Below are 21011 nucleotides of genomic sequence, written 5' to 3'. Positions count from 1 at the left end.
CTATTCTAAGTAACATCTGAATAGTGAGTTTTTAAATTATTATAATCCATTTTTAAATATGAACAAATTAGAAAAACAAGCAATAGAAGTACTTAATAATAACTGGACAGGAAGTTTTAGTATTCCCTGTGCTAATTTATATCCTTTTCAATGGAAATGGGATTCTGGTTTTATAGCCATCGGTTTTGCACATTTTGATATGCCAAAAGCAGAAAAAGAAATAGAAACCTTATTAGATGCTCAATGGGGAAACGGATTTATACCACATATTGTATTTCATACAGATAATGATAGTTATTTTCCTGGGCCAGACTTTCATCGTTCAGACCTACATCCATTAGCATCAAAAAAATATAAATCTACAGGAATGACACAACCACCCGTAACAGGTTTTGTGTTAGAAGAAATGTATAAAATAAGTACAAATAAAGAAGCTTCTTTAAAATATATTGAAACTGTAATTGATAAAGTATATTTTAATCACCAATATTTTTATAAAAATAGAGACCCACAGAACGAAGGATTAGTTTATATTTATCATAATTGGGAATCTGGTACAGACAACTCTCCTATTTGGGATGATATTTGGGCAACCATGAATCCGCCAGAATATACTTTTGAAAGAAGAGACACCACGCATGTAGATGCAGCTCAACGTCCGTCTAAAAGAGAATACGATCATTATTTACATATTATAGAAATTGCTAAAGCGAATAATTATAGTGATGAAAAAATAGCAGAATTATCGCCTTTTTTAGTTCAAGATCCATTGTTTAACGCAATGCTTATAAAATCTAACCAGAGTTTAATCGCTTTGTATAAATTTCTTGGAGATAACAGTGATAAAGTAGCACAGTTAGAGAAATGGCAAGCAAAAAGTAAAGAATCGTTTAACAACAAATTATTTGATGAAGAAATAGGCGCTTATATTCATTATGATTTAAGAAACGAAAAACCTTTACGATATTTATCATCATCATCATTTTCACCTTTATTTGCTGGTATTCCATCAAAAGAAAGAGCAGAAAGAATGGTAAATGTTATGCTAGAAAAATTTGGTAATGAGAACCAATATCTATGTGCTTCTTTCGATCCAACAAGTGATCGTTTTAATCCTAAAAAATACTGGAGAGGTCCTGTTTGGATCAATTTAAATTGGATGCTTTTTAACGGATTAAAAGAATATGGCTATAATGATATCTCTAAACGTGTAAAACAAGATTCTATAGATATGATTGAAAAAAATGGCTTTTATGAATATTTCGATTCTAGAAAAGAAATGCATAAAGAGGGTAAAGCAGGTTATGGAGGTAATCATTTTTCTTGGAGTGCCGCTTTATTAATAGATATGCTTAAAAATTAAATTCACATAAAAACAAACTGATTATGAATTGGCTAGATTATAGTATCGTAATATTTTATATCATTTTCTTTTTAGGAATGGGTTTCTTCTTTAAAGACAATAAAGACTCAAAAGATTATTTTTTAGGAGGCAAAAGCATGGGATGGTTTCCTTTGAGTTTATCTACAATGGCTACACAATTATCTGCCATCAGTTTTATTTCTGCACCCGCTTTTGTTGGCTTAAAATTAGGTGGAGGAATGAAATGGTTAACCTTTGAGTTTGCCGTTCCTTTGGCAATGATTTTTATTATGATTGTTATAATTCCGCCTTTATTTAGGTCTGGAGTCGTTAGTATTTATGAGTTTGTAGAAAAGCGTTTTAGTACTTCTACACGTTTAATTTTAAGTATTGTTTTTCAGATAAGTCGTGCATTGGGTACAGGTGTTATGGTGTATACTATTGCCATTATTTTACAAGCGGTTTTAGACATCGATTTTATGTACACCATTTTAATAATTAGTGTTATTACTATTATCTATTCTTGGCAAGGCGGCATGAAAGCCGTAGTTTGGGGAGATGCTATACAGATGATTATTCTCTTCGCAGGTTTAATTATATGCTTATATTTCGGTTGGACTCTTTTACAAGAACATGGTGGTTTGCCAAATGGTTTTGATCCTGAAAGGTTAAAAGTAATCGACTATAATCTAGGAATTGGTGAAGGAAACGAATATGGTTTGTTACCAATGATTATTGGTGGTTTCTTTTTATATGCTTCTTATTATGGTTGCGACCAAACACAAGCACAAAGAATGTTATCTGCTAAAGATGAAAAAACCATTAAACAACTTTTACTAGCCAACGGACTTTTAAGATTCCCTGTCGTTTTAATCTATTGTATTATGGGGTTAGTAATTGGTGGCTTAATAACACAAGCTCCAGGTTTCTTAGAAGAAATAGCCATGACTACCCAAAAATATTTTCCAGAAGAATTTGCAACGCATGGTGTAAAAGCAGATTTAATGATTCCTGTTTTTATCATGAAATATTTGCCTCATGGTTTAATTGGTATTTTAATGGTAGGTATTTTATCGGCAGCAATGTCTTCTTTAAGTTCTACTGTTAATTCTTTATCTGCAGTAACTGTAGAAGATTTCTTTAACAGAGGAACCAAAAAATTAAGCAATAAAAAATACATGTTAATTTCTAAAGGATCAGTTGTATTTTGGGGTGTAATTTGTATTGCTGCAGCCTTTCTTTTTGGAGGAAGTAAAAGTGCGGTGATAGAAATAATTAACGCAATTGGTTCTGTATTTTACGGGCCAGTATTAGTGACGTTCTTTTTGGCTTTCTTTTCTAAAAAAGTAAATCACATTGGTATGAATGCTGCAATTATATCTGCCGTATTAATCAACCTTATATTTTCTAAAACCATTCAAGAATTGTTTCATATAGATTTAGGATTTAACATTTTTTGGATTTGGCTAAACTTTACGGGCGTAATAATTGCATTGGTAGTTGCCTATACTGTTAGTGCATTTACACGTAGCACAGAAGTAAAACGTATTTCCAATTTTAATGTAAGCATTAAAAAAGAAGATTTCATGATAAAAGAAGTATATATTCTTGTCGCTTTTTTTGTTTTTATAGTTGTATTAAGTTATTTCCTTCCAACTATTTTAAGTTAAAATTTAAGCAAATGAAAATAGTACTAGCACCAGATAAATTTAAAAATTCTTTAACAGGATTAGAATTTTGCAATATTGTTGAAAAAGGAATTTTAGAAGAATTCCCCAATACAGAAATTCTTAAATTACCACTAGCAGATGGTGGTGACGGTACTATTGAAGTTGTAGAATACTACCTTAAAGGAAGTACCATAAATGTAAAAGTGAACAACCCCTTTTTTGAAACTATAAATGCAACTTACATTTATTCAGAAAAAACAAAAACGGCTTTTATTGAAATGGCAGAAGCATCTGGTGTTAAGTTGCTAAAACCAACACAATTCGATTGTAAAAATGCGACTACATTAGGTACAGGAGAAATGATTGTTGACGCCATTAACAAGGGTGCTAAAACTATTATTATAGGTATTGGCGGCAGTGCAACCAACGATTGTGGTATTGGAATGGCAACGGCTTTAGGTTATCAGTTTTTAGATAAAAACAATAAATCAGTAAAACCTATTGGCGCAAATTTATCGAATATAAAAGCGATAGATGTTACTAATGTTCATCCTAAATTAAGTGCTGTAGATTTTAAAATAGCTTGTGATGTTACCAATCCCTTATACGGAAAAAATGGTGCAGCCTATGTTTATGGTGCTCAAAAAGGTGCATCAGAAGAAGATATTGTAATGTTAGATAAAGGCTTACAAGATTTTTCTGAAATTCTAAATGCTATTTTCACGATCGATGTTCAGTCAGTAAAAGGTGCTGGTGCTGCAGGTGGAATGGGAATTGCTAGTAAAATATTCTTAAACGGAACTTTAGAACCCGGTATTCAATTGATAAAAAATATCGCGAATTTTGATACTCAAATTGAAGGTGCAGATTGGATTATTACTGGTGAAGGAAAACTAGACACACAAACCATGTCTGGCAAAACAATACAAGGAGTGTTGACTTCTGCGGTAGCTAAAAAAATAAAAGTAGCAGCTTTTTGTGGCGCGATAGATTTAGATGGAAAACAACCTGCTAATTTTGGAATTCAATATACGGATGCTGTTATAAATTATGCAAAGAGCCTAAAAGATTCTATGGAAAACAGCAGAGAATACCTGCGTTTATTATCAAGAAAATTCGCAGAAAAAAACCTTTAAAATACTAACTCCAAGGTTCGTCGTTGGGTTCTAATTGTTTTTGACTGGTAATAATTGTTTTACCTCTTTGTTCTACTTCTCCTATTTTTAAGCAAGAAAACAATAAAAAAGAAATTTCTAAATCTTTTTCTTCCAAAAGTTGAAGTTTTATTCGATCACTAAAATCGGTATCTAAAAAAGATTCGTCTATCTCTGCTATTTTATCACCATTTTTAAACACAGATCTTTTCTTATTATGATGAATTTTTAGCTCATAAGTAATATCATTTACATCAATAGCATAAATGGTTTTTTTAGCATTCATAGAAATTAATTCTGTTACCACTCCATGATCATTTTTTATGGTAAACACCATTTTCCACTTCCAAAATTTGAACTTTTTAGAAACATAAAAAATTATTTTTTCTTGCTCATTAAAGAATTCAGAACCAAATTTACCAAACTCCATAAACCATTTAGAGCTGTATAATTTATCCTCAGCATTAAAAAGATCTAAAATATTATTAGCGTGTTTTATAGAATAGATTTTTGTGCTCATAATACATATATATTTAAAAATAAAAATACTGCAACTAAATAGAAATTCAATTTATTTATGGCACTTTTTAATTTATTTTTTACTTTTTTAAGAATATTGAAACTTTGTCTGGAAAATCAGTAAAAGCACCATCTACCTTTGCATCAATTAAAAGTGTTTTTAGCATTTCATCAAAACTAGCAAACTCATCTAAATCATCTACTCTAAAAGTATACGGATGCACTTTTAACCCGAGTTTGTGAGCATCGGTAACTAAAGAAGTAAATTGCCATTTCCCCTCTACTTTCTTATCTAAAATTTGTTTATACCAAGGTCCTATTCCGTCTGCATAGCTAGCAAAATCGGCTAATTGTTTTGTTTCTTCTTCAAATTCCATAAGTTGAATTAAAAACAAATCAGACTTTAATTCTTTCCGAATCCTTTCTAATTCTTTAGCATCAAAACATTGTAAAATACAATTGTCTGCTTTGGTTTTGTAACCATAATCCGCAAGTATTTTTAGTACAATTTCCGTTAGGTTTTTACCTTCTTTTTGATGAAAACCAGGATCTTTAATTTCTGGGTAAATACCGATATTTTTTCCTGTAGATGTATTTAAACCTTGAATCAACTCTATTTCTTCTTGCAAAGAATGGAGTTTAAAATTTCCTTTTCCTATCGGAAAACGATTTGGATATACTTGGGCTCCCGTTTCAGGATTAAATCGTTCTGTAACTGTAAGCGTTTGTAGCTCCTTAAACGTAAAATCAATTACATAATAACGATTGTCATTTCTTTTCCTATCCAGAAATTTTAGGGCAACATCCGTTACATCATCTAAATAAATATCATGAATTACAATTGGCACATCATCCTTACTCAACACCAAATCTTGCTCAATAAAATCAGGATTCATAGCATAAGCCATTACTTTTGCTTCCATGGTATGTTCTGGCAAGTAACCAGAAGCACCTCTATGGGCAATCACAATTTTTGTGTTCATCTGTAAATCTTTTTTAGGTGAATTGCATGAAAAAAGTAGCAAACCAATCAAAAATAATGAAAATGATTTCATTTCGCTAAAAATTAGAAATTAAAGATATAACTTTTGTAATTTTGCAATATGAAGTTAACGTTAAAAATAATGTTTGCCATCTTTTTAGTTTGGATGGCTATTGGAATCTATCTCGTAAATACAGATCATGAAAAAGCACAAATTGTAATGGGGTTAGGCGTATTTTACTTTTCCTTTCTATTTATGCCTTTCTTTATTTATTACAGATATAGAGACGGCAAATACAAAAAGTATATTTTAAATGATGAAAAGCTAAAAAATGCTTTTAAAGATTTTGGAAAAGAATAATTAGTTTAAACGATGAAAATCAATTGTAGAATAAAGATAATTAAAACATCTATTTTTAATTTTCTTCTACAATTTCTTTAAAGTATCTCATATTTATTCTCCCTTTTTAAAGAAAGCATACACCGGAAAATGATCTGAGAAACCTCCTTGATACCAAGGACCAATATACGTTCTAAAGGGACTTCCTTTTAATTTTCCTTTAAATATTTTTAGCCATTTTTTATTAAAAACTTCGGCATGTTTAAAATACAATCTACCTTTTTTCTTATCCAAAAAGTTTTTTGTGATAATAATTTGATCAAATAAATTCCATTTACCCTCATAAGTTAAAGAACCAACGGCATCTCTATCCAATATTTTTTCCATAGGATTAAATAAATCATCTGTCATTAAAAATTCTTTAACAGACTTATTTGTTGGATCATCGTTAAAATCGCCCATAATGATAATCTTAGCATCAAAATTATTTGCTTGTATTCCCTCTATAATTACTCTGGCTAATTTTGCTGCAGCAATCCTTTTGGGTTCAGACACATCCACACCTTCACTTCTAGATGGCCAATGATTTACTAAAATATGGACTAATTCTCCGTTTAAATTACCAGAAACAACTAAGATATCTCTAGTATAATCTCGTTCTCCCTTTTCATCTTCTAAATACAATGGAAAGTGTTCGGAATCTATTAATTCAAATATTTGTTTATTATACAAAAGAGCCACATCAATTCCTCTTTCATCTGGCGAATTGTAATGCACAAAACCATAATGATACTTTTTTAGGTATTTAGAGTTTACCAAATCTTTTACAACTTTTGCATTTTCTACTTCAACCAAACCAACAATTGCCGGTACATTATAAGATTTTTCTGCACCCAATTGAGAAATTACAGAACCTAATTTTTTAATCTTATCTCTGTAACGTTTATTGTTCCAATGATTTTTTCCGTTTGTTGTAAAATCATCATCAAAAGTTTTGGGATCATTTACAGTATCAAATAAGTTCTCTACATTATAAAATCCGACTGTAAGAATGTCTTTACTCCTTTTTGAGGATGAAAAAAATGAAAGCATTGATGATTTTTTAGGTGAAATGTAAAAATAAGAAAATATTCCATCTGTATTCATAACTTAAATTATATGTTTTGTTAACATTAAGCTATAGTATATTATCTTATTCTCTTATAAATTTGCAATGATTAAAATCTGAATAAAGTATAAACCTATAAAAACCCATTGCTATAAGAAGAAAAAGTATTGAATTTGAATTTGAATTAATTATTAAAACCTCTACTATCTTGAGGTTTTTTTTATGCTTTTACAAATCAAATCTTTGTATTTTTGTATTCTATGATAGACGAACGCGAAGTTATTTCTGAAAAAGCCGTTTTAATCGGTATTATATCTCAGCAACAAGATGAAATTCAATCTACAGAGTATTTAGATGAATTAGAATTTTTAACGTTAACTGCAGGTGGAGTTGCCGTTAAACGTTTTGTACAAAAGATGGAGAAACCAAATCCTAAAACCTTTTTAGGTGTAGGTAAGTTAGAAGAAGTTAGAGATTATATTGAATCGAATCATATTGGAACAGCCATTTTTGATGATGAATTGTCTCCTGCACAAATACGTAACATTGAGAAAGTTTTAGATTGTAAAATTCTAGACAGAACCAACTTAATATTAGATATTTTTGCACAAAGAGCACAAACAAGTTCGGCTAAAACGCAAGTAGAATTGGCACAATGTCAATATTTATTACCTCGTTTAACAAGACTTTGGACTCACCTTGACAAGCAAAAAGGGGGAATTGGAATGCGTGGACCTGGTGAAACCGAAATAGAAACAGATAGACGTATTATCCGTGATAAAATAACCATCCTAAAAAAGAAATTATTAACCATTGATAAACAAATGGCGGTGCAACGTAAAAATCGTGGTAAAATGGTTAGAGTTGCTTTAGTTGGATACACCAATGTTGGTAAATCTACCTTAATGAATGTGATTAGCAAAAGTGATGTTTTTGCTGAAAATAAGTTATTTGCAACCTTAGATACCACGGTTAGAAAAGTGGTAATAAAGAACATTCCGTTTTTATTAACAGATACGGTTGGTTTTATAAGAAAGCTACCTACACAATTGATAGAGTCTTTTAAATCTACCTTAGATGAAGTACGTGAAGCAGATTTATTGTTACACGTTGTAGATATTTCTCACCCAAATTTTGAAGACCATATTGCTTCTGTAAACACTATTTTGGCAGATATAAAGTGTGCAGACAAACCAACTCTAATGGTTTTTAATAAGATTGATGCCTATTCTCATGAAACTATTGATGAAGACGATATCGTTACAGAAAGAGATAAAAAACATTATACGTTACAAGATTGGGAAAAAACTTGGATGAATGATTATGATGTAGAATCTATCTTTATTTCTGCATTAAACAAAGATAATTTAGAAGAATTTAAAGAAAAAACATACGAGGAAGTGAAGAAAATTCATATTCAACGTTTTCCTTATAATGACTTTTTATATTATGAATATAAAGAAGAATAAATAGTTATAATTTATTAAATTAAACTTTTTAGAAATGAACAAGAGCTCTATTGAATTAAACGACCATTTAGACTACCATTACATACACAGAAGTAATTGGTTAAGGGCTACTGTTTTAGGAGCAAATGACGGTATTTTATCTACCGCAAGTTTGGCTATTGGAGTTGCAGCTGCAAGTGATTTAAGAGAACCTGTAATTTTGGCAACTTTAGCAGGTTTAGTTGCCGGAGCATTATCTATGGCGGCAGGAGAATATGTTTCTGTAAGTTCTCAAACAGATATTGAAAACGCCGACATTGAAAGGGAAAAAATAGAATTAGAAGAAATGCCAGAACTGGAACTACAAATGTTGGCAAGTATTTATGAAAATAGAGGTCTTAAAAAAGAAACTGCTTTAATTGTTGCTAAAGAATTGACAGAAAAAGACGCCTTAGCTGCACATATTAGAGATGAATTAGGTATCAATGAAATTAGTCAAGCAAACCCTATACAAGCTGCAATGGCTTCTGGAGCCGCTTTTACCCTCGGCGGAATACTTCCGTTTTTAGTGACTCTTTTTCTTCCTCTAAAAAGTTTGGAATATTCAATTTATGGTTTTTCCATCCTTTTTTTAATGCTTTTAGGAGCATTTTCTGCTAAGGCAGGAGGTTCTAATATTGGAAAAGCTATTTTACGAATTACCTTTTGGGGTACCGTTGCTATGGGCTTAACTGCTTTAGTTGGATATTTTTTTAATGTAACCCTCTAAGAAAAATAATTACTGCTGTTTGTTGGTAATAAATAATTGTTTTAAAAAACTTGTAGTATAAAAATACTACTCTTTTTTATCTTCAATTATCCCCATTCTTTTAGCACGTTTTTCCCAAGATTTTCTGGCATGAGCTTGCAAGTCTGCAACAGAATCACTTTCATCCATAATTTCTAAACCTAGTAAAGTTTCTATAACATCTTCTTGAGAAACGAGACCACTTACAGAGCCATATTCATCTACCACTAAAGCAATATGTTCTTTCTCATTAATCAATCTTTCAAATAAATCTGGAATGTATAAATCTCTTTCTACGATTATAATATTTCTTTTTATAGAGGCTAAAGTTGCTTCTCCTTTTCCACTAATCATGGCTTCTAACAAATTGTCTTTTAGAAAATACCCTGTAATTTCATCTGGATTTTCAGCAAAAACAGGAATTCTAGAAAAACGCAAGTTTTTATGCTCTTTATAAAAAGATTGAACGGTTTGGCTTTCATCTGCAATTTCTAAAACAGATCTTGGTGTCATTACATCATTTACTTTTATCTCTTTAAAACCTAATAAATTTCTAATAACTTTACTTTCACTTTCATGAAAAACACCATCTTTTTCTGCCATTTCTGTCATCACCAAAAAACCTTCTCTACTTAAAATACTTCCATGTCCTTTACCGCCTATCAATTTTGTGGTAAGTTGTAATACCCATAAAAAACCAGTCCACTTTAGTGGAAAAATCATAATTTTTAACGCTTTAGAAGTAAAATTAGCTAACTGTTTCCAATACGTAGCCCCAATAGTTTTAGGTATTATTTCTGAAGCTACTAAAATTAAAATGGTCATTATAGTAGATACAATACCTACCATAACATCTTCTGTTAATTTAATACCTAAAATTGTTTTCACAGAAGTACCATACATTTCTGCATAGGCTACTTTAGCTTGTACACCTACCAAAATTGCACCAACCGTATGCGCAATGGTATTAATAGTTAAAATTGCAATTAAAGGTTTGTCTACATCTTTTTTTAGTATTTCTAATTGTGTAGCATACTCATAACCCTCTTTCTTTTTAAGATTGATAAAAGTTGGGGTAATACTTAACAGAACTGCTTCTAATATAGAACACAAAAATGAAAAGAAAATAGAAATAGTAGCGAAAATTATTAATAATGTCATCAACAAAGGTTTAGACTGTAAAAGTAAGGAAAATAAAAAACCTCAAGAATTTCTTCTTGAGGTTTTGTTAGAAAATTATATTTTATATTTAGAAACCGTAGTTAAGACCAAATAACCAGTAAGATTGTAATTTGTTATCTACAGTAGCAAAAGTTTCAGCTGGCACAGGTACAGGGTTAACGCTATTAGCATTGTTTAATGCTTCTTGTTTGTTGCTTCTTAAACCAAATTCAAAACCTAAACCAATACCTCTCCATAATGTATAACCGAAAGAGTTGGTCCAAGTAATGTTAGATAAATCGTTAGATTTATAACTTTGAAAAGCAGAAACGTTAGATTTAAAGTTAATTGCACCAATTTTTCTAGTATAATCTGCATAAATCTTAGCACCTAAAGAAGATGTGTAATCTGATGCTCCATTACTAAATACAAAATTGTAGTTTAATGGGTGAATAACAACTACTAAATTTTTAATAGGAGTCCATGTTGCACCAATACCAAGATCTAAATATCCTGGATCATTAAAATTATCTATTAAAGTAGTTCTGTATTCTCCTAAAGCAGAAATAGCCCATTTGCTTGAAAGCTTGTAACCGTATAAAGATGTTAATGTAAATACATCGTTAGTTCCATCAAAACTGTCACTATCAGTACCTATATCTGTATCATCATTTTTTACCCAGCTTAAATTTACATTTAAAGAGTTTCTCCAAAAATATTTTTCTCTATCTAAGTTTGCATAACCATTACCAATAATAGCAATATTACCTGCAGATGAGTTTGGAGATCCTTTTGCGTACCAATTGTTAAAACCAGAAATATTAACACCTAAAGTACCAAAAGCACCATATTTCCAACCTGGAAAAGCATCAATTTTTGCTTGTAAAGCACCTACTTCTCCGTTTAATTTAGAAATCTCACCTTTTTTAGATGATACTTCTTTTTTTAATTCTTCTACTGTTTGAGCATTCATAAATGTATATGAAAATGCAAAAACGAATACTAAAATAACTTTTTTCATTTTTGTTTATTTTTAAGAGTACAAAAGTACCCTTTTTCTTAATTTAGACAATAAAAAAATTAATAAGTCACTTTTTCATGAAAACTATAATTTAACCCCAATCCAAATAATTGTCTAAACTGCACTTTACTAGAGGCATTATCATCTACAATTGCATGAAAAGTCATGTTCATTTTAATATGATTATTTACTTTAAACTTAAGATTAGTTTGGTTTTCTATATCTACATTCTCTGGTTTTTCTAGGTAATCTGAGTAAACGGCTACAATATTTTCCATTTCAATATTCTCCATCACACGAAACTTAAAATAACCAGATAGATTAAAACCTAAACTAAACGCTGTATTGTCTCCTTCATCTACCCCATACTGCCCAGAAAAAAAGTCACTAACCATTGTTAATCTGGCCGTAGCTGGAGCAATGTTTATACTTGAATTATCAGATTTTTTCCATAACATACCTGTTCCTATACTTAGGTATGCCGGTGATAAAAAATCTGAAACTGGTAAAGCGGGTTCTTTTTTATAATTATAACCTCTTGTATACTGAGTTTTAAAATTAATAAATTGAGAAAGAAACCAATCTTTACCTGATTTTATTCCTAATAGTGAATTTAATTCGAATCTATCATTTGTTTTTCGATATCCCTTGTCATTTAAATGACTCAATCCATACCCCGTTAAAATTCTAGTATCCCAGTTTACATTCTTTTTTTTGTAATTAATATCGTAGTGAATATTTAAATCTCCAGCAACGGTATTTTCTCCACCAGATGCCCAATTAGAAAAAGTAGATTGGTTAAAAACAAAATCAAACTTGCCAAGAATCTTCCATTTAGGTATAGGTAGTGTATCTTTTTTCTTTTTTTGTGCATAAAAAGAACTAGACATAACAAGTAATACTAGAAGTAGCAATGGTCTTCTCATTGTAATTTAAATTGCAAAAACAATAGCATAATTAAAATACTATTGTTTTTTAGTTTTATATAAAGGCACTGTTGAGCAAGCTTCTCCAAACATGATAGACCTTGCTACTGGTTGTAATTTTTCTATTAAAAAAATGTAAGCGGAATTAGGTATGGGCTTATTAGCACATCCTTTTATAATAACGGGTGCATCTGCAAATTCTTTAAAATCTAAGAACCCTATTAATTCTTGATAAAGTACAGTTTCTAATAATTCTAAATTACCAATAACTACTTTATTTGCAAACGGAATTAACTCTGAAGCCACCAACATAAAAGCCCAAGAAGGAATTATGGCATCTACAGAACAAGAAATAGCTACAAAAGAATTTTTGTATTGAGACCAATCATGGTTTTTTACAGATTCTCTAAAGTCTTTTTCTTTTAAAATCAATTCTTGAAACAACCAATCTTTTACATCAAATACCACTCTTTTTCCTTCTGGATAGATTTCTTCCAAATCAAAGGTTTTAAGCTTACTATTTGATACCCTATTTATAATTTCTTCTGCCATGTAAAAAGTTTAAAAAATGAGATTTCTCAATCGCTTAAAAAAGCTCATTTCGAAATGACGTTAGTTGTTTTTATTTCTGAGAACTGAATACTATTTTAAAGCATTCCTAATTCTAGTTTTGCCTCTTCGCTCATCATATCTTGTGTCCAAGTAGGATCGAAAGTGATTTCTACTTCACACTCGTTAATTTCCTTTAAAGTTTTTACTTTATCTTCAACCTCAACAGGTAAACTTTCTGCAACCGGGCAGTTAGGTGATGTTAAAGTCATTAATATTTTTGCATTATTTTCTTCGGATACAAAAACATCATAAATTAAACCTAATTCGTAAATATCTACAGGGATTTCTGGATCGTAAATTGTTTTTAAAACATTTACTATTTTATCTCCTACTATTTCTAACTCTTTATCTGTCATTATATTTCTTTTAACAATGGCTTTATACCCCTTGTATTTTTAATTCATTAATTTAGTTTGTTGTGCTATTGCATACATTTTTATATACTTAATCATAGAAACTAAACCATTAGCTCTTGTTGGCGATAAATGTTCTTTTAAACCAATTTCATCAATAAAATCTGTATTTGCAGCTAAAATATCTACTGGTTTTTGATTTGAGTAAACCCTCAATAATAATGCCACAATTCCCTTTGTTAAAATAGCATCACTATCCGCAGAAAACTTAATAACATCATTATCTAATTCAGAAAATAACCAAACTTTAGACTGACATCCTTTTATTAAATTCTCATCTAATTTATGTGCATCATCAATAATTGGTAAAGATTTCCCTAGCTCTATAATGTACTCATAGCGTTCCATCCAATCATCAAACATAGAAAACTCATCAATAATTTCTTCTTGTATTTCTTTGATAGTCATTTTTAAAACTTATTTTTGCCTTTTTTAAAACGCATTTTTATAAAATGCAAAATTACGTATAAAATCTAAGAAATGAGTAAATTATTAGCAGTTGGTACAGTAGCTTTTGATGCAATTGAAACCCCTTTTGGGAAAACTGATAAAATATTGGGGGGTTCTGGAACCTATGTAGGTCTAGCTGCAAGTCAGTTTGGAGTAAAAACAGGCGTTGTTTCTGTAGTTGGTGGAGATTTTCCATCTTCTTATCTAGAAATGATGAATTCTAAAGGAATTAATACTGATGGAATTGAAGTAGACAAAGAAGGTAAAACTTTTTTCTGGAGTGGTAAATATCATAATGATATGAACTCTAGAGATACCTTAATTACAGAATTAAATGTATTAGAAACATTTACACCTGTTGTACCAGAAAACTTTAAAGACGCAGGTATTGTTATGTTAGGAAACTTACATCCGTTAACTCAAGCCTCTGTTATAGACCAAATGTCTGAAAGACCAAAATTAGTAGTATTAGATACTATGAATTTTTGGATGGATATTGCTTTAGATGATTTACATACTGTTTTAAAAAGAGTAGATGTAATTACTATTAATGATGAAGAAGCACGTCAATTATCTGGAGAATATTCTTTAGTAAATGCTGCTAAAAAGATTCATGAAATGGGACCAAAATACGTGGTTATTAAAAAAGGAGAACATGGCGCATTATTATTTAATGAAGGAAACATGTTTTATGCACCTGCATTACCTTTAGCAGAAGTATTTGATCCTACAGGAGCAGGAGACACATTTGCTGGTGGTTTTTGTGGATATTTAGCTAAAACAGAAGACATTTCATTTAACAACATGAAAAATGCAATTATATATGGTTCTAACTTAGCTTCTTTCTGTGTAGAAAAGTTTGGTACAGAACGTATGCAAGAGCTTACTGCAAAAGAAGTTAAAAAGCGATTACAAGCTTTTAAAGAATTAACACAATTTGATATAGAAATATCTTAATTTTAATCCGCGGTTTTTGCTGCGGATTTTTTTTTACAACAACACAACAAAAAAACCATAAATACCAATGAGTGATGCTATTAAACATGAATGTGGAATTGCACTTGTTAGATTAAAGAAACCGTTACAATTTTATAAAGACAAATACGGTTCTGCTTTCTACGGAATTAATAAAATGTATTTATTAATGGAAAAACAGCACAATCGCGGACAAGATGGTGCCGGTTTTGCTAGTGTAAAATTTAATGTAGCTCCAGGTACAAGATATATTAGTAGAGTTCGTTCTAACCAATCGCAACCTATACAAGACGTGTTTGCTCAAATTAACGAGCGTTTAAATGGTGTTTTAGAACAAAACCCAGATAAAAAAGACGATGTTGCTTGGCAAGAAGAAAACATGCCTTATGTTGGTAATTTGTTTTTAGGACACGTACGTTATGGAACTTTTGGTAAAAACAGTATAGAAAGCGTACATCCGTTTTTACGCCAAAGTAACTGGAAACATAAAAATTTAATAGTTGCGGGTAACTTTAACATGACCAATTCTAATCAAATATTAGAAGAATTAATTGAGTTAGGGCAACACCCAAAAGAATTTACAGACACGGTAACTGTAATGGAGAAAATTGGTCATTTCTTAGAAGATGAAGTAGGCAAGTTATACTTAGAAGCAAAGAAAAAAGGATTTAATAAAAAAGATGCTTCACCCTATATCGAAGAAAATTTAAAACTTAAAAAAGTTTTAAAGAGATCTTCTAGAAACTGGGATGGTGGTTACGCCATGGCTGGTATAGTTGGGCATGGAGATGCTTTTGTATTAAGAGATCCAAACGGAATTAGACCTACCTATTTTTACGAAGATGATGAAGTTGTTGTAGTTGCTTCCGAAAGACCTGTTATTCAAACAGTATTCAATGTAAAAATTGACCAGGTACAAGAATTAGAAAGAGGGCATGCTTTAATCATTAAAAAAAGTGGAAAAACTTCGATAAAATTAGTCAACGAACCTAAAGAAAATTTAGCCTGTTCTTTTGAGCGTATTTACTTCTCTAGAGGAAGTGATGCTTCTATTTATGAAGAACGTAAAAACTTAGGAAAATATGTTTTTCCGGAAGTTCTAAAATCTATAGATAACGATATCTCTAACACTGTTTTTTCTTTTATTCCTAATACCGCAGAAACTTCATTCTACGGAATGACAGAAGCTGCAGAAGACTTTTTAAATCAGCAAAAAACAGCAAAAATTTTAGCAGGGGTTGGTAAGTTATCAGCCGAAAAAGTTACAGAAATATTATCTGCAAGACCTCGTTTTGAAAAAATAGCCATTAAAGACGCCAAACTAAGAACTTTTATTGCAGATGATAGCAGTAGAGATGACTTGGTAGAACATGTATATGACATTACTTATGGTGTAGTAAAACCAACAGACAATCTTGTAATTATAGATGATAGTATTGTTAGAGGTACTACTTTAAAGAAAAGTATTATTAGAATTTTAGACAGACTAAGCCCTAAAAAAATAGTAGTAGTTTCTTCTGCTCCACAAATTCGTTATCCAGATTGTTACGGAATAGACATGGCAAAAATTGATGGTTTTATTGCTTTTAATGCAGCTCTAGAGTTATTAAAAGACACCAATCAATATCATATTGTAGACGAAGTTTACAAAAAATGTAAAGCGCAACAATCTAAATCTGACACCGAAATTATAAACTATGTAAAAGGAATTTACACCCCCTTTACTGCTGTAGAAATTTCTGCAAAGATTGCCGAAATGTTAAAAACAGAAGATATTAAAGCTGAAGTTGAAGTTATTTATCAAACTATAGAAGGCTTGCATAAAGCTTGCCCAGATAATCTAGGTGATTGGTATTTTACCGGTAATTATCCTACTCCAGGAGGAATGAGAGTTGTAAACCAAGCTTACATTAACTTTTACGAAGGAAATAACGAAAGAGCGTATTAAATTAATAACAATCTTAACAGTATTAAATAGTATTAAAAGTAGGAAGTTAAAATTCCTACTTTTTTATTGCACTAAAAATCAGAATTTAAAAAAGCATCCTAAAATTTTGGATGCTTTTTTTTGGTATTACAAGTAGTTTGTCTTTAACATATAATTAAGATTGCTATTTTTTTAGATTCCTTAACTTCGAAACCAATTCAAACAACATTTTAATGATAATAAAAAAACTACTCACTAAACTACTATTAGTTGCTTTTGTTTTTGGTTTTACAACCAAAACAGAAGCCCAATTTTGGAAGAAAAAAAAGGACGAAACTCCTAAAGAAGCTCCAAAAAAGAAACCCGAAAAAGGAGACTTACAACCTTATAACAAAGTAGTAACCAAAGACTTTACAACGGACGAGGGTTTATTTAAAGTTCATTCAAAAGACAATACATATCTTTTTGAAATACCAGATTCCCTTTTAACAAGAGAAATGTTAATGGTAACAAGAATAGCAAAAACAGCAACCGGAATTGGTTTTGGTGGCGGAAAAACTAACACACAAGTTTTACGATGGGAGAAGAAAAAAAAACAAATACTCTTAAGAATTGTTTCTTATGATATCGTTGCAGATACTATTTTACCGGTTCATGAAGCTGTTGTTAATTCTAACTTAGAACCTATCTTATTTTCTTTTACTATAAAAGCTATTAGTAAAGATTCTACTGCAACAGTTATAGATGCTACTGCCCTATTTTCTGCAGATATAAAACCGTTAGGTCTTCCTGGGTTTTACAGAAAAACATATGGGGTTACAAGAATGGATAAAGATCGTTCTTACATCGATCGTGTTAGTAGTTACCCACAAAATATAGAAATTAGACATGTAAAAACATATTTTGCAAGTAAGGCACCTTCTAATAATGCCCTAGGTTCTATTACCTTAGAAATGAGTAATTCAATGGTTTTGCTACCAAAGGTTCCTATGAAACGTAGATATTTTGATGAACGTGTAGGTTGGTTTGCACGCGGACAAACAGATTATGGTTTAGAAGCTCAAAAAAGCAAAACAGTTACTTATTTAGACAGATATCGTTTAGAAGTAAAAGATGAAGATATCGAAAAATTTAAAAGAGGAGAGTTAGTAGAACCTAAAAAACAAATTATTTACTACGTAGACAGAGCAACTCCAGAAGAGTGGGTTCCTTATATTATACAAGGAGTAAATGATTGGCAAGTTGCTTTTGAAGCAGCAGGTTTTAAAAATGCAATTGTAGGTAAAAGAGCACCTAGTAAAGAAGAAGACCCAGAGTATAGCCCAGAAGATATTCGTTATTCTGTAATTAGATATTTAGCGTCTCCTATTCCTAATGCAAACGGTCCTCATGTTAGTGATCCCCGTTCTGGAGAAATTTTAGAATCAGATATTAACTGGTATCATAATGTAATGTCTTTATTACACAATTGGTTCTTTATTCAAACTGCAGCGATTAATCCCGATGCAAGAGGAAACAATTTTAAAACAAAAACCATGGGAGAATTAATCAAATTTGTGTCTTCTCATGAGCTAGGGCACACGTTAGGTTTACCACACAACATGGGGAGCTCTACTGCATATCCTGTAGATTCTTTACGCTCTGCATCTTTCACTAAAAAATACGGAACAGCTCCATCAATTATGGATTATGCTCGTTTTAATTATGTGGCACAACCAGAAGATAAAGGTGTTGCTTTAATGCCAAATATTGGTGTGTATGATAAATATGCTATTTCTTGGGGATATAGACCAATTCTTGATAAAACTGCTAAAGAAGAAAAACCAATTTTAGATGCTTGGATTTTAAAACATGCGGGAGACCCAATGTACAGATTCGGACATCAACAAGCTACAGGTGTTGTAGACCCAAGCTCTCAAACGGAAGATTTAGGAGACAATGCTATGAAAGCTTCTATGTACGGTATTAAAAACTTACAAAGAATTTTACCGAGATTAGAAGAATGGACTTCTGAAAAAGGTAAAAATTATGATGAATTATCTACGATGTACGGACAAGTTTTAAGTCAGTTTAATAGATATATGGGGCATGTAACAGCCAATGTTGGTGGTGTTTATGAAAACTTTAAAACTACCGACCAAGAAGGTGCTGTTTACACGTGTGTAGACAAAGCAACTCAAAAAGAAGCTTTACAATTTGTAATTGATGAATTATTTAAAACACCTACTTGGATGCTAGATAAAAATATTTTTAACAAAACCGAATTTTCTGGTTCTGTAGAAAGAGTGCGTGGTTTACAAGCTAAGACTTTAAATAATATATTAGATGCTGGAAGAATGGCTCGTATGATAGAAAATGAAACTTCTAATGGTACTAGTGCTTATTCATTAATTAATATGATGAGCGATTTAAGAAAAGGAGTTTGGAGCGAAATCTATGCTGGTAAATCTATTGATACCTATAGAAGAAACTTACAAAGAGCATATTTAGATCGGTTAGATTATTTATTAAATAAAGCAACTGACCAAAAAGGTTATAATAGCGGTTATAGAAAAAGTACTGGTATTACTATCAATCAATCTGATGTAAAATCTGTAGCAAGAGGCGAGTTGAAACGTTTACAACGTGATGCAAAATCTGCTTCTAACAGAGGGAACACTTTAACACGCTACCACTTGCAAGATGTTGTAGACAGAATTGATACTATTTTAGATCCTAAATAATTTAAAATATTCATCACATAGAATTATAAAACCTCATCAAATTTGATGAGGTTTTTGTTTAAACTAAAGTTCTACATAAGTCATCCGATACCGGAAATTCAAAAATTCTAAAACTCAAAATCTTTTACATCTTTAGTTTTTTTTGAGGGCCTAGCTCAAACAAGTGGTACCATAAACAAGGTATCGCTGCAATACCAAAGAAACTTATTTGCTTTATCACTTTTTATAATAAACGCATTAAAAAGTATTCTATATTTGCAGCACAATATTTTTTATGAGTCAAACTCTTTTATCATCTCCTTTACAAGGCTTTACAGATTACAAATTTAGAAATGCTTTCAATCATTTTTTTGGTGGAATAGACTCTTTTTATTCGCCTTATATCCGTTTAAACGGAAAATTAGTGATTAAAAATTCTTACAAAAAAGACATTCAATTAGATAACAATAATGAGTTAGAAGTAATTCCGCAAATTATTACCAATGATGTAGATGAATTTCTATTTGTTTCTAAATATGTAAGAGAATTAGGTTATAAAGAATTAAACTGGAATTTAGGCTGCCCCTACCCGATGGTTACCAAACGTGGTATGGGTTCTGGACTAATTGCCGATCCAGAAAAAATAAATAGCATTCTTCATAAAATTCATAATGAATCAGACATTTTAGTTTCAATGAAAATGAGAATGGGGTATGATACGCCAGAAGAAATATTGGAGACTTTACCTGTTTTAGATAAATATCCGCTAAAAAACATTGCCATTCACGCAAGAATAGGAAAACAATTATACAAAGGCGGAACAGATTTAGATTCTTTTCAGAAATGTGTAGACAATACAAAGCACAAATTGTATTATAATGGTGATATAACTTCTGTTGCGACATTTAAAAAACTACAAGAACGTTTTCCATCCATAGATCATTGGATGATTGGTAGAGGCTTAATTGCCGATCCTTTTTTACCAAGTATGATAAAAAACGACACCACAGAATACCCTAAAAATAGATACGATCTTTTTAACGAATTTCATGATCGAATTTTCACAGAATATGATGCTGCGCTTTCTGGACCAACACCTATTAAAATGAAAATGCTAGGTTTTTGGGAATACTTTTCTCAGAGCTTTTCCAATCCTCAAAAGACTTTTAAAAAGATTAAAAAAGCAGGAAATTCAAAAAAATATGAAATTGCTGTTAAAGAAATTATTAAAGAAGCTAAAAATGGCTAATTAAATTCGGCATTGCGAGGTACGAAGCAATCAGCTTGATCTATTAGCCGCTTGTTTCGTATACTCGAAATGAGATTCCTCTTCGTCCCTCATTCGGAATGACATCCGTTTTAAAATTGACTTTTCTAATTAATAAAGTTATCCTCCAAAAACAGATAATAGTGCTATTTTAACTACAGATTGCTTCGTAAACTTTCTATGAAA

Annotated in this window: 19 protein-coding genes; 10 read left to right on the top strand and 9 right to left on the bottom strand. The window is 30.9% G+C overall.

What is annotated here, in order from left to right; genetic code table 11:
• Positions 1-58 precede the first annotated feature (58 nt).
• The 3 genes from JOP69_RS15510 to JOP69_RS15500 are packed head-to-tail and all read left to right on the top strand — an operon-like array spanning position 59 to position 4169.
• A complete protein-coding gene (locus JOP69_RS15510) occupies positions 59-1363 on the top strand; it encodes a trehalase family glycosidase (RefSeq protein WP_203391814.1) in 1305 nt (434 codons plus the stop codon).
• Positions 1364-1386: 23 nt separating this feature from the next.
• On the top strand, positions 1387-3033 hold the full coding sequence (locus JOP69_RS15505; RefSeq protein WP_203391813.1) for a sodium/solute symporter: 1647 nt from the start codon (positions 1387-1389) through the stop codon (positions 3031-3033).
• An 11-nt stretch (positions 3034-3044) separates the two neighbouring features.
• Positions 3045-4169, top strand: coding sequence for a glycerate kinase (locus tag JOP69_RS15500; protein ID WP_203391812.1), 1125 nt, complete (start codon positions 3045-3047; stop codon positions 4167-4169).
• Positions 4170-4173: 4 nt separating this feature from the next.
• On the opposite strand, the gene JOP69_RS15495 is transcribed toward JOP69_RS15500, so the two are convergent.
• On the bottom strand, positions 4174-4707 hold the full coding sequence (locus JOP69_RS15495; protein WP_203391811.1) for a hypothetical protein: 534 nt from the start codon (positions 4705-4707) through the stop codon (positions 4174-4176).
• A gap of 79 nt (positions 4708-4786) precedes the next feature.
• On the bottom strand, positions 4787-5761 hold the full coding sequence (gene glpQ / locus JOP69_RS15490) for a glycerophosphodiester phosphodiesterase (RefSeq protein ID WP_203391810.1): 975 nt from the start codon (positions 5759-5761) through the stop codon (positions 4787-4789).
• A 48-nt stretch (positions 5762-5809) separates the two neighbouring features.
• Here glpQ and JOP69_RS15485 point away from each other — a divergent pair, with 48 nt between their 5' ends.
• On the top strand, positions 5810-6049 hold the full coding sequence (locus JOP69_RS15485; RefSeq protein ID WP_203391809.1) for a hypothetical protein: 240 nt from the start codon (positions 5810-5812) through the stop codon (positions 6047-6049).
• A 93-nt stretch (positions 6050-6142) separates the two neighbouring features.
• On the opposite strand, the gene JOP69_RS15480 is transcribed toward JOP69_RS15485, so the two are convergent.
• A complete protein-coding gene (locus tag JOP69_RS15480) occupies positions 6143-7120 on the bottom strand; it encodes an endonuclease/exonuclease/phosphatase family protein (protein WP_203392093.1) in 978 nt (325 codons plus the stop codon).
• A gap of 276 nt (positions 7121-7396) precedes the next feature.
• Between JOP69_RS15480 and hflX the strand changes: the two genes are divergently transcribed.
• Positions 7397-8605 carry a GTPase HflX gene (hflX, locus tag JOP69_RS15475; protein WP_203391808.1) on the top strand — a complete coding sequence of 403 codons (1209 nt, stop codon included), beginning with the start codon at positions 7397-7399 and terminating at the stop codon, positions 8603-8605.
• A 34-nt stretch (positions 8606-8639) separates the two neighbouring features.
• Positions 8640-9353 carry a VIT family protein gene (locus JOP69_RS15470; RefSeq protein WP_203391807.1) on the top strand — a complete coding sequence of 238 codons (714 nt, stop codon included), beginning with the start codon at positions 8640-8642 and terminating at the stop codon, positions 9351-9353.
• Between the two features lie 66 nt (positions 9354-9419).
• On the opposite strand, the gene JOP69_RS15465 is transcribed toward JOP69_RS15470, so the two are convergent.
• The 6 genes from JOP69_RS15465 to JOP69_RS15440 form a co-directional block, all read right to left on the bottom strand.
• A complete protein-coding gene (locus JOP69_RS15465) occupies positions 9420-10532 on the bottom strand; it encodes a CNNM domain-containing protein (RefSeq protein WP_203391806.1) in 1113 nt (370 codons plus the stop codon).
• Between the two features lie 88 nt (positions 10533-10620).
• A complete protein-coding gene (locus JOP69_RS15460; RefSeq protein WP_203391805.1) occupies positions 10621-11553 on the bottom strand; it encodes a DUF3078 domain-containing protein in 933 nt (310 codons plus the stop codon).
• A gap of 59 nt (positions 11554-11612) precedes the next feature.
• Entirely contained in the window at positions 11613-12479 is an 867-nt protein-coding gene (locus JOP69_RS15455; RefSeq protein ID WP_203391804.1) for a DUF3078 domain-containing protein, read from the bottom strand.
• A 39-nt stretch (positions 12480-12518) separates the two neighbouring features.
• Positions 12519-13031 carry a DUF2480 family protein gene (locus tag JOP69_RS15450; RefSeq protein ID WP_203391803.1) on the bottom strand — a complete coding sequence of 171 codons (513 nt, stop codon included), beginning with the start codon at positions 13029-13031 and terminating at the stop codon, positions 12519-12521.
• A 95-nt stretch (positions 13032-13126) separates the two neighbouring features.
• Positions 13127-13447 carry a DUF59 domain-containing protein gene (locus JOP69_RS15445; RefSeq protein WP_203391802.1) on the bottom strand — a complete coding sequence of 107 codons (321 nt, stop codon included), beginning with the start codon at positions 13445-13447 and terminating at the stop codon, positions 13127-13129.
• Between the two features lie 39 nt (positions 13448-13486).
• Positions 13487-13912 carry a SufE family protein gene (locus tag JOP69_RS15440; RefSeq protein WP_203391801.1) on the bottom strand — a complete coding sequence of 142 codons (426 nt, stop codon included), beginning with the start codon at positions 13910-13912 and terminating at the stop codon, positions 13487-13489.
• A 72-nt stretch (positions 13913-13984) separates the two neighbouring features.
• Here JOP69_RS15440 and JOP69_RS15435 point away from each other — a divergent pair, with 72 nt between their 5' ends.
• The 4 genes from JOP69_RS15435 to JOP69_RS15420 all read left to right on the top strand — a co-directional run bounded on the left by JOP69_RS15435 (position 13985) and on the right by JOP69_RS15420 (position 20807).
• Positions 13985-14911 carry a PfkB family carbohydrate kinase gene (locus JOP69_RS15435; protein ID WP_203391800.1) on the top strand — a complete coding sequence of 309 codons (927 nt, stop codon included), beginning with the start codon at positions 13985-13987 and terminating at the stop codon, positions 14909-14911.
• Positions 14912-14978: 67 nt separating this feature from the next.
• Complete coding sequence (locus JOP69_RS15430) at positions 14979-16877, top strand: amidophosphoribosyltransferase (protein WP_203391799.1); 1899 nt, start codon at positions 14979-14981, stop codon at positions 16875-16877.
• Positions 16878-17092: 215 nt separating this feature from the next.
• Complete coding sequence (locus JOP69_RS15425) at positions 17093-19579, top strand: zinc-dependent metalloprotease (RefSeq protein ID WP_203392092.1); 2487 nt, start codon at positions 17093-17095, stop codon at positions 19577-19579.
• A gap of 274 nt (positions 19580-19853) precedes the next feature.
• Entirely contained in the window at positions 19854-20807 is a 954-nt protein-coding gene (locus JOP69_RS15420) for a tRNA-dihydrouridine synthase (protein WP_203391798.1), read from the top strand.
• The last annotated feature ends 204 nt before the right edge of the window (positions 20808-21011 follow it).

This window comes from Polaribacter sp. Q13, from assembly GCF_016858305.2.
Taxonomy (GTDB): Bacteria; Bacteroidota; Bacteroidia; order Flavobacteriales; family Flavobacteriaceae; genus Polaribacter.
The sequence above is the reverse complement of the archived record's forward strand: the minus strand, read 5'-3'. Positions and strand labels throughout refer to the sequence as shown.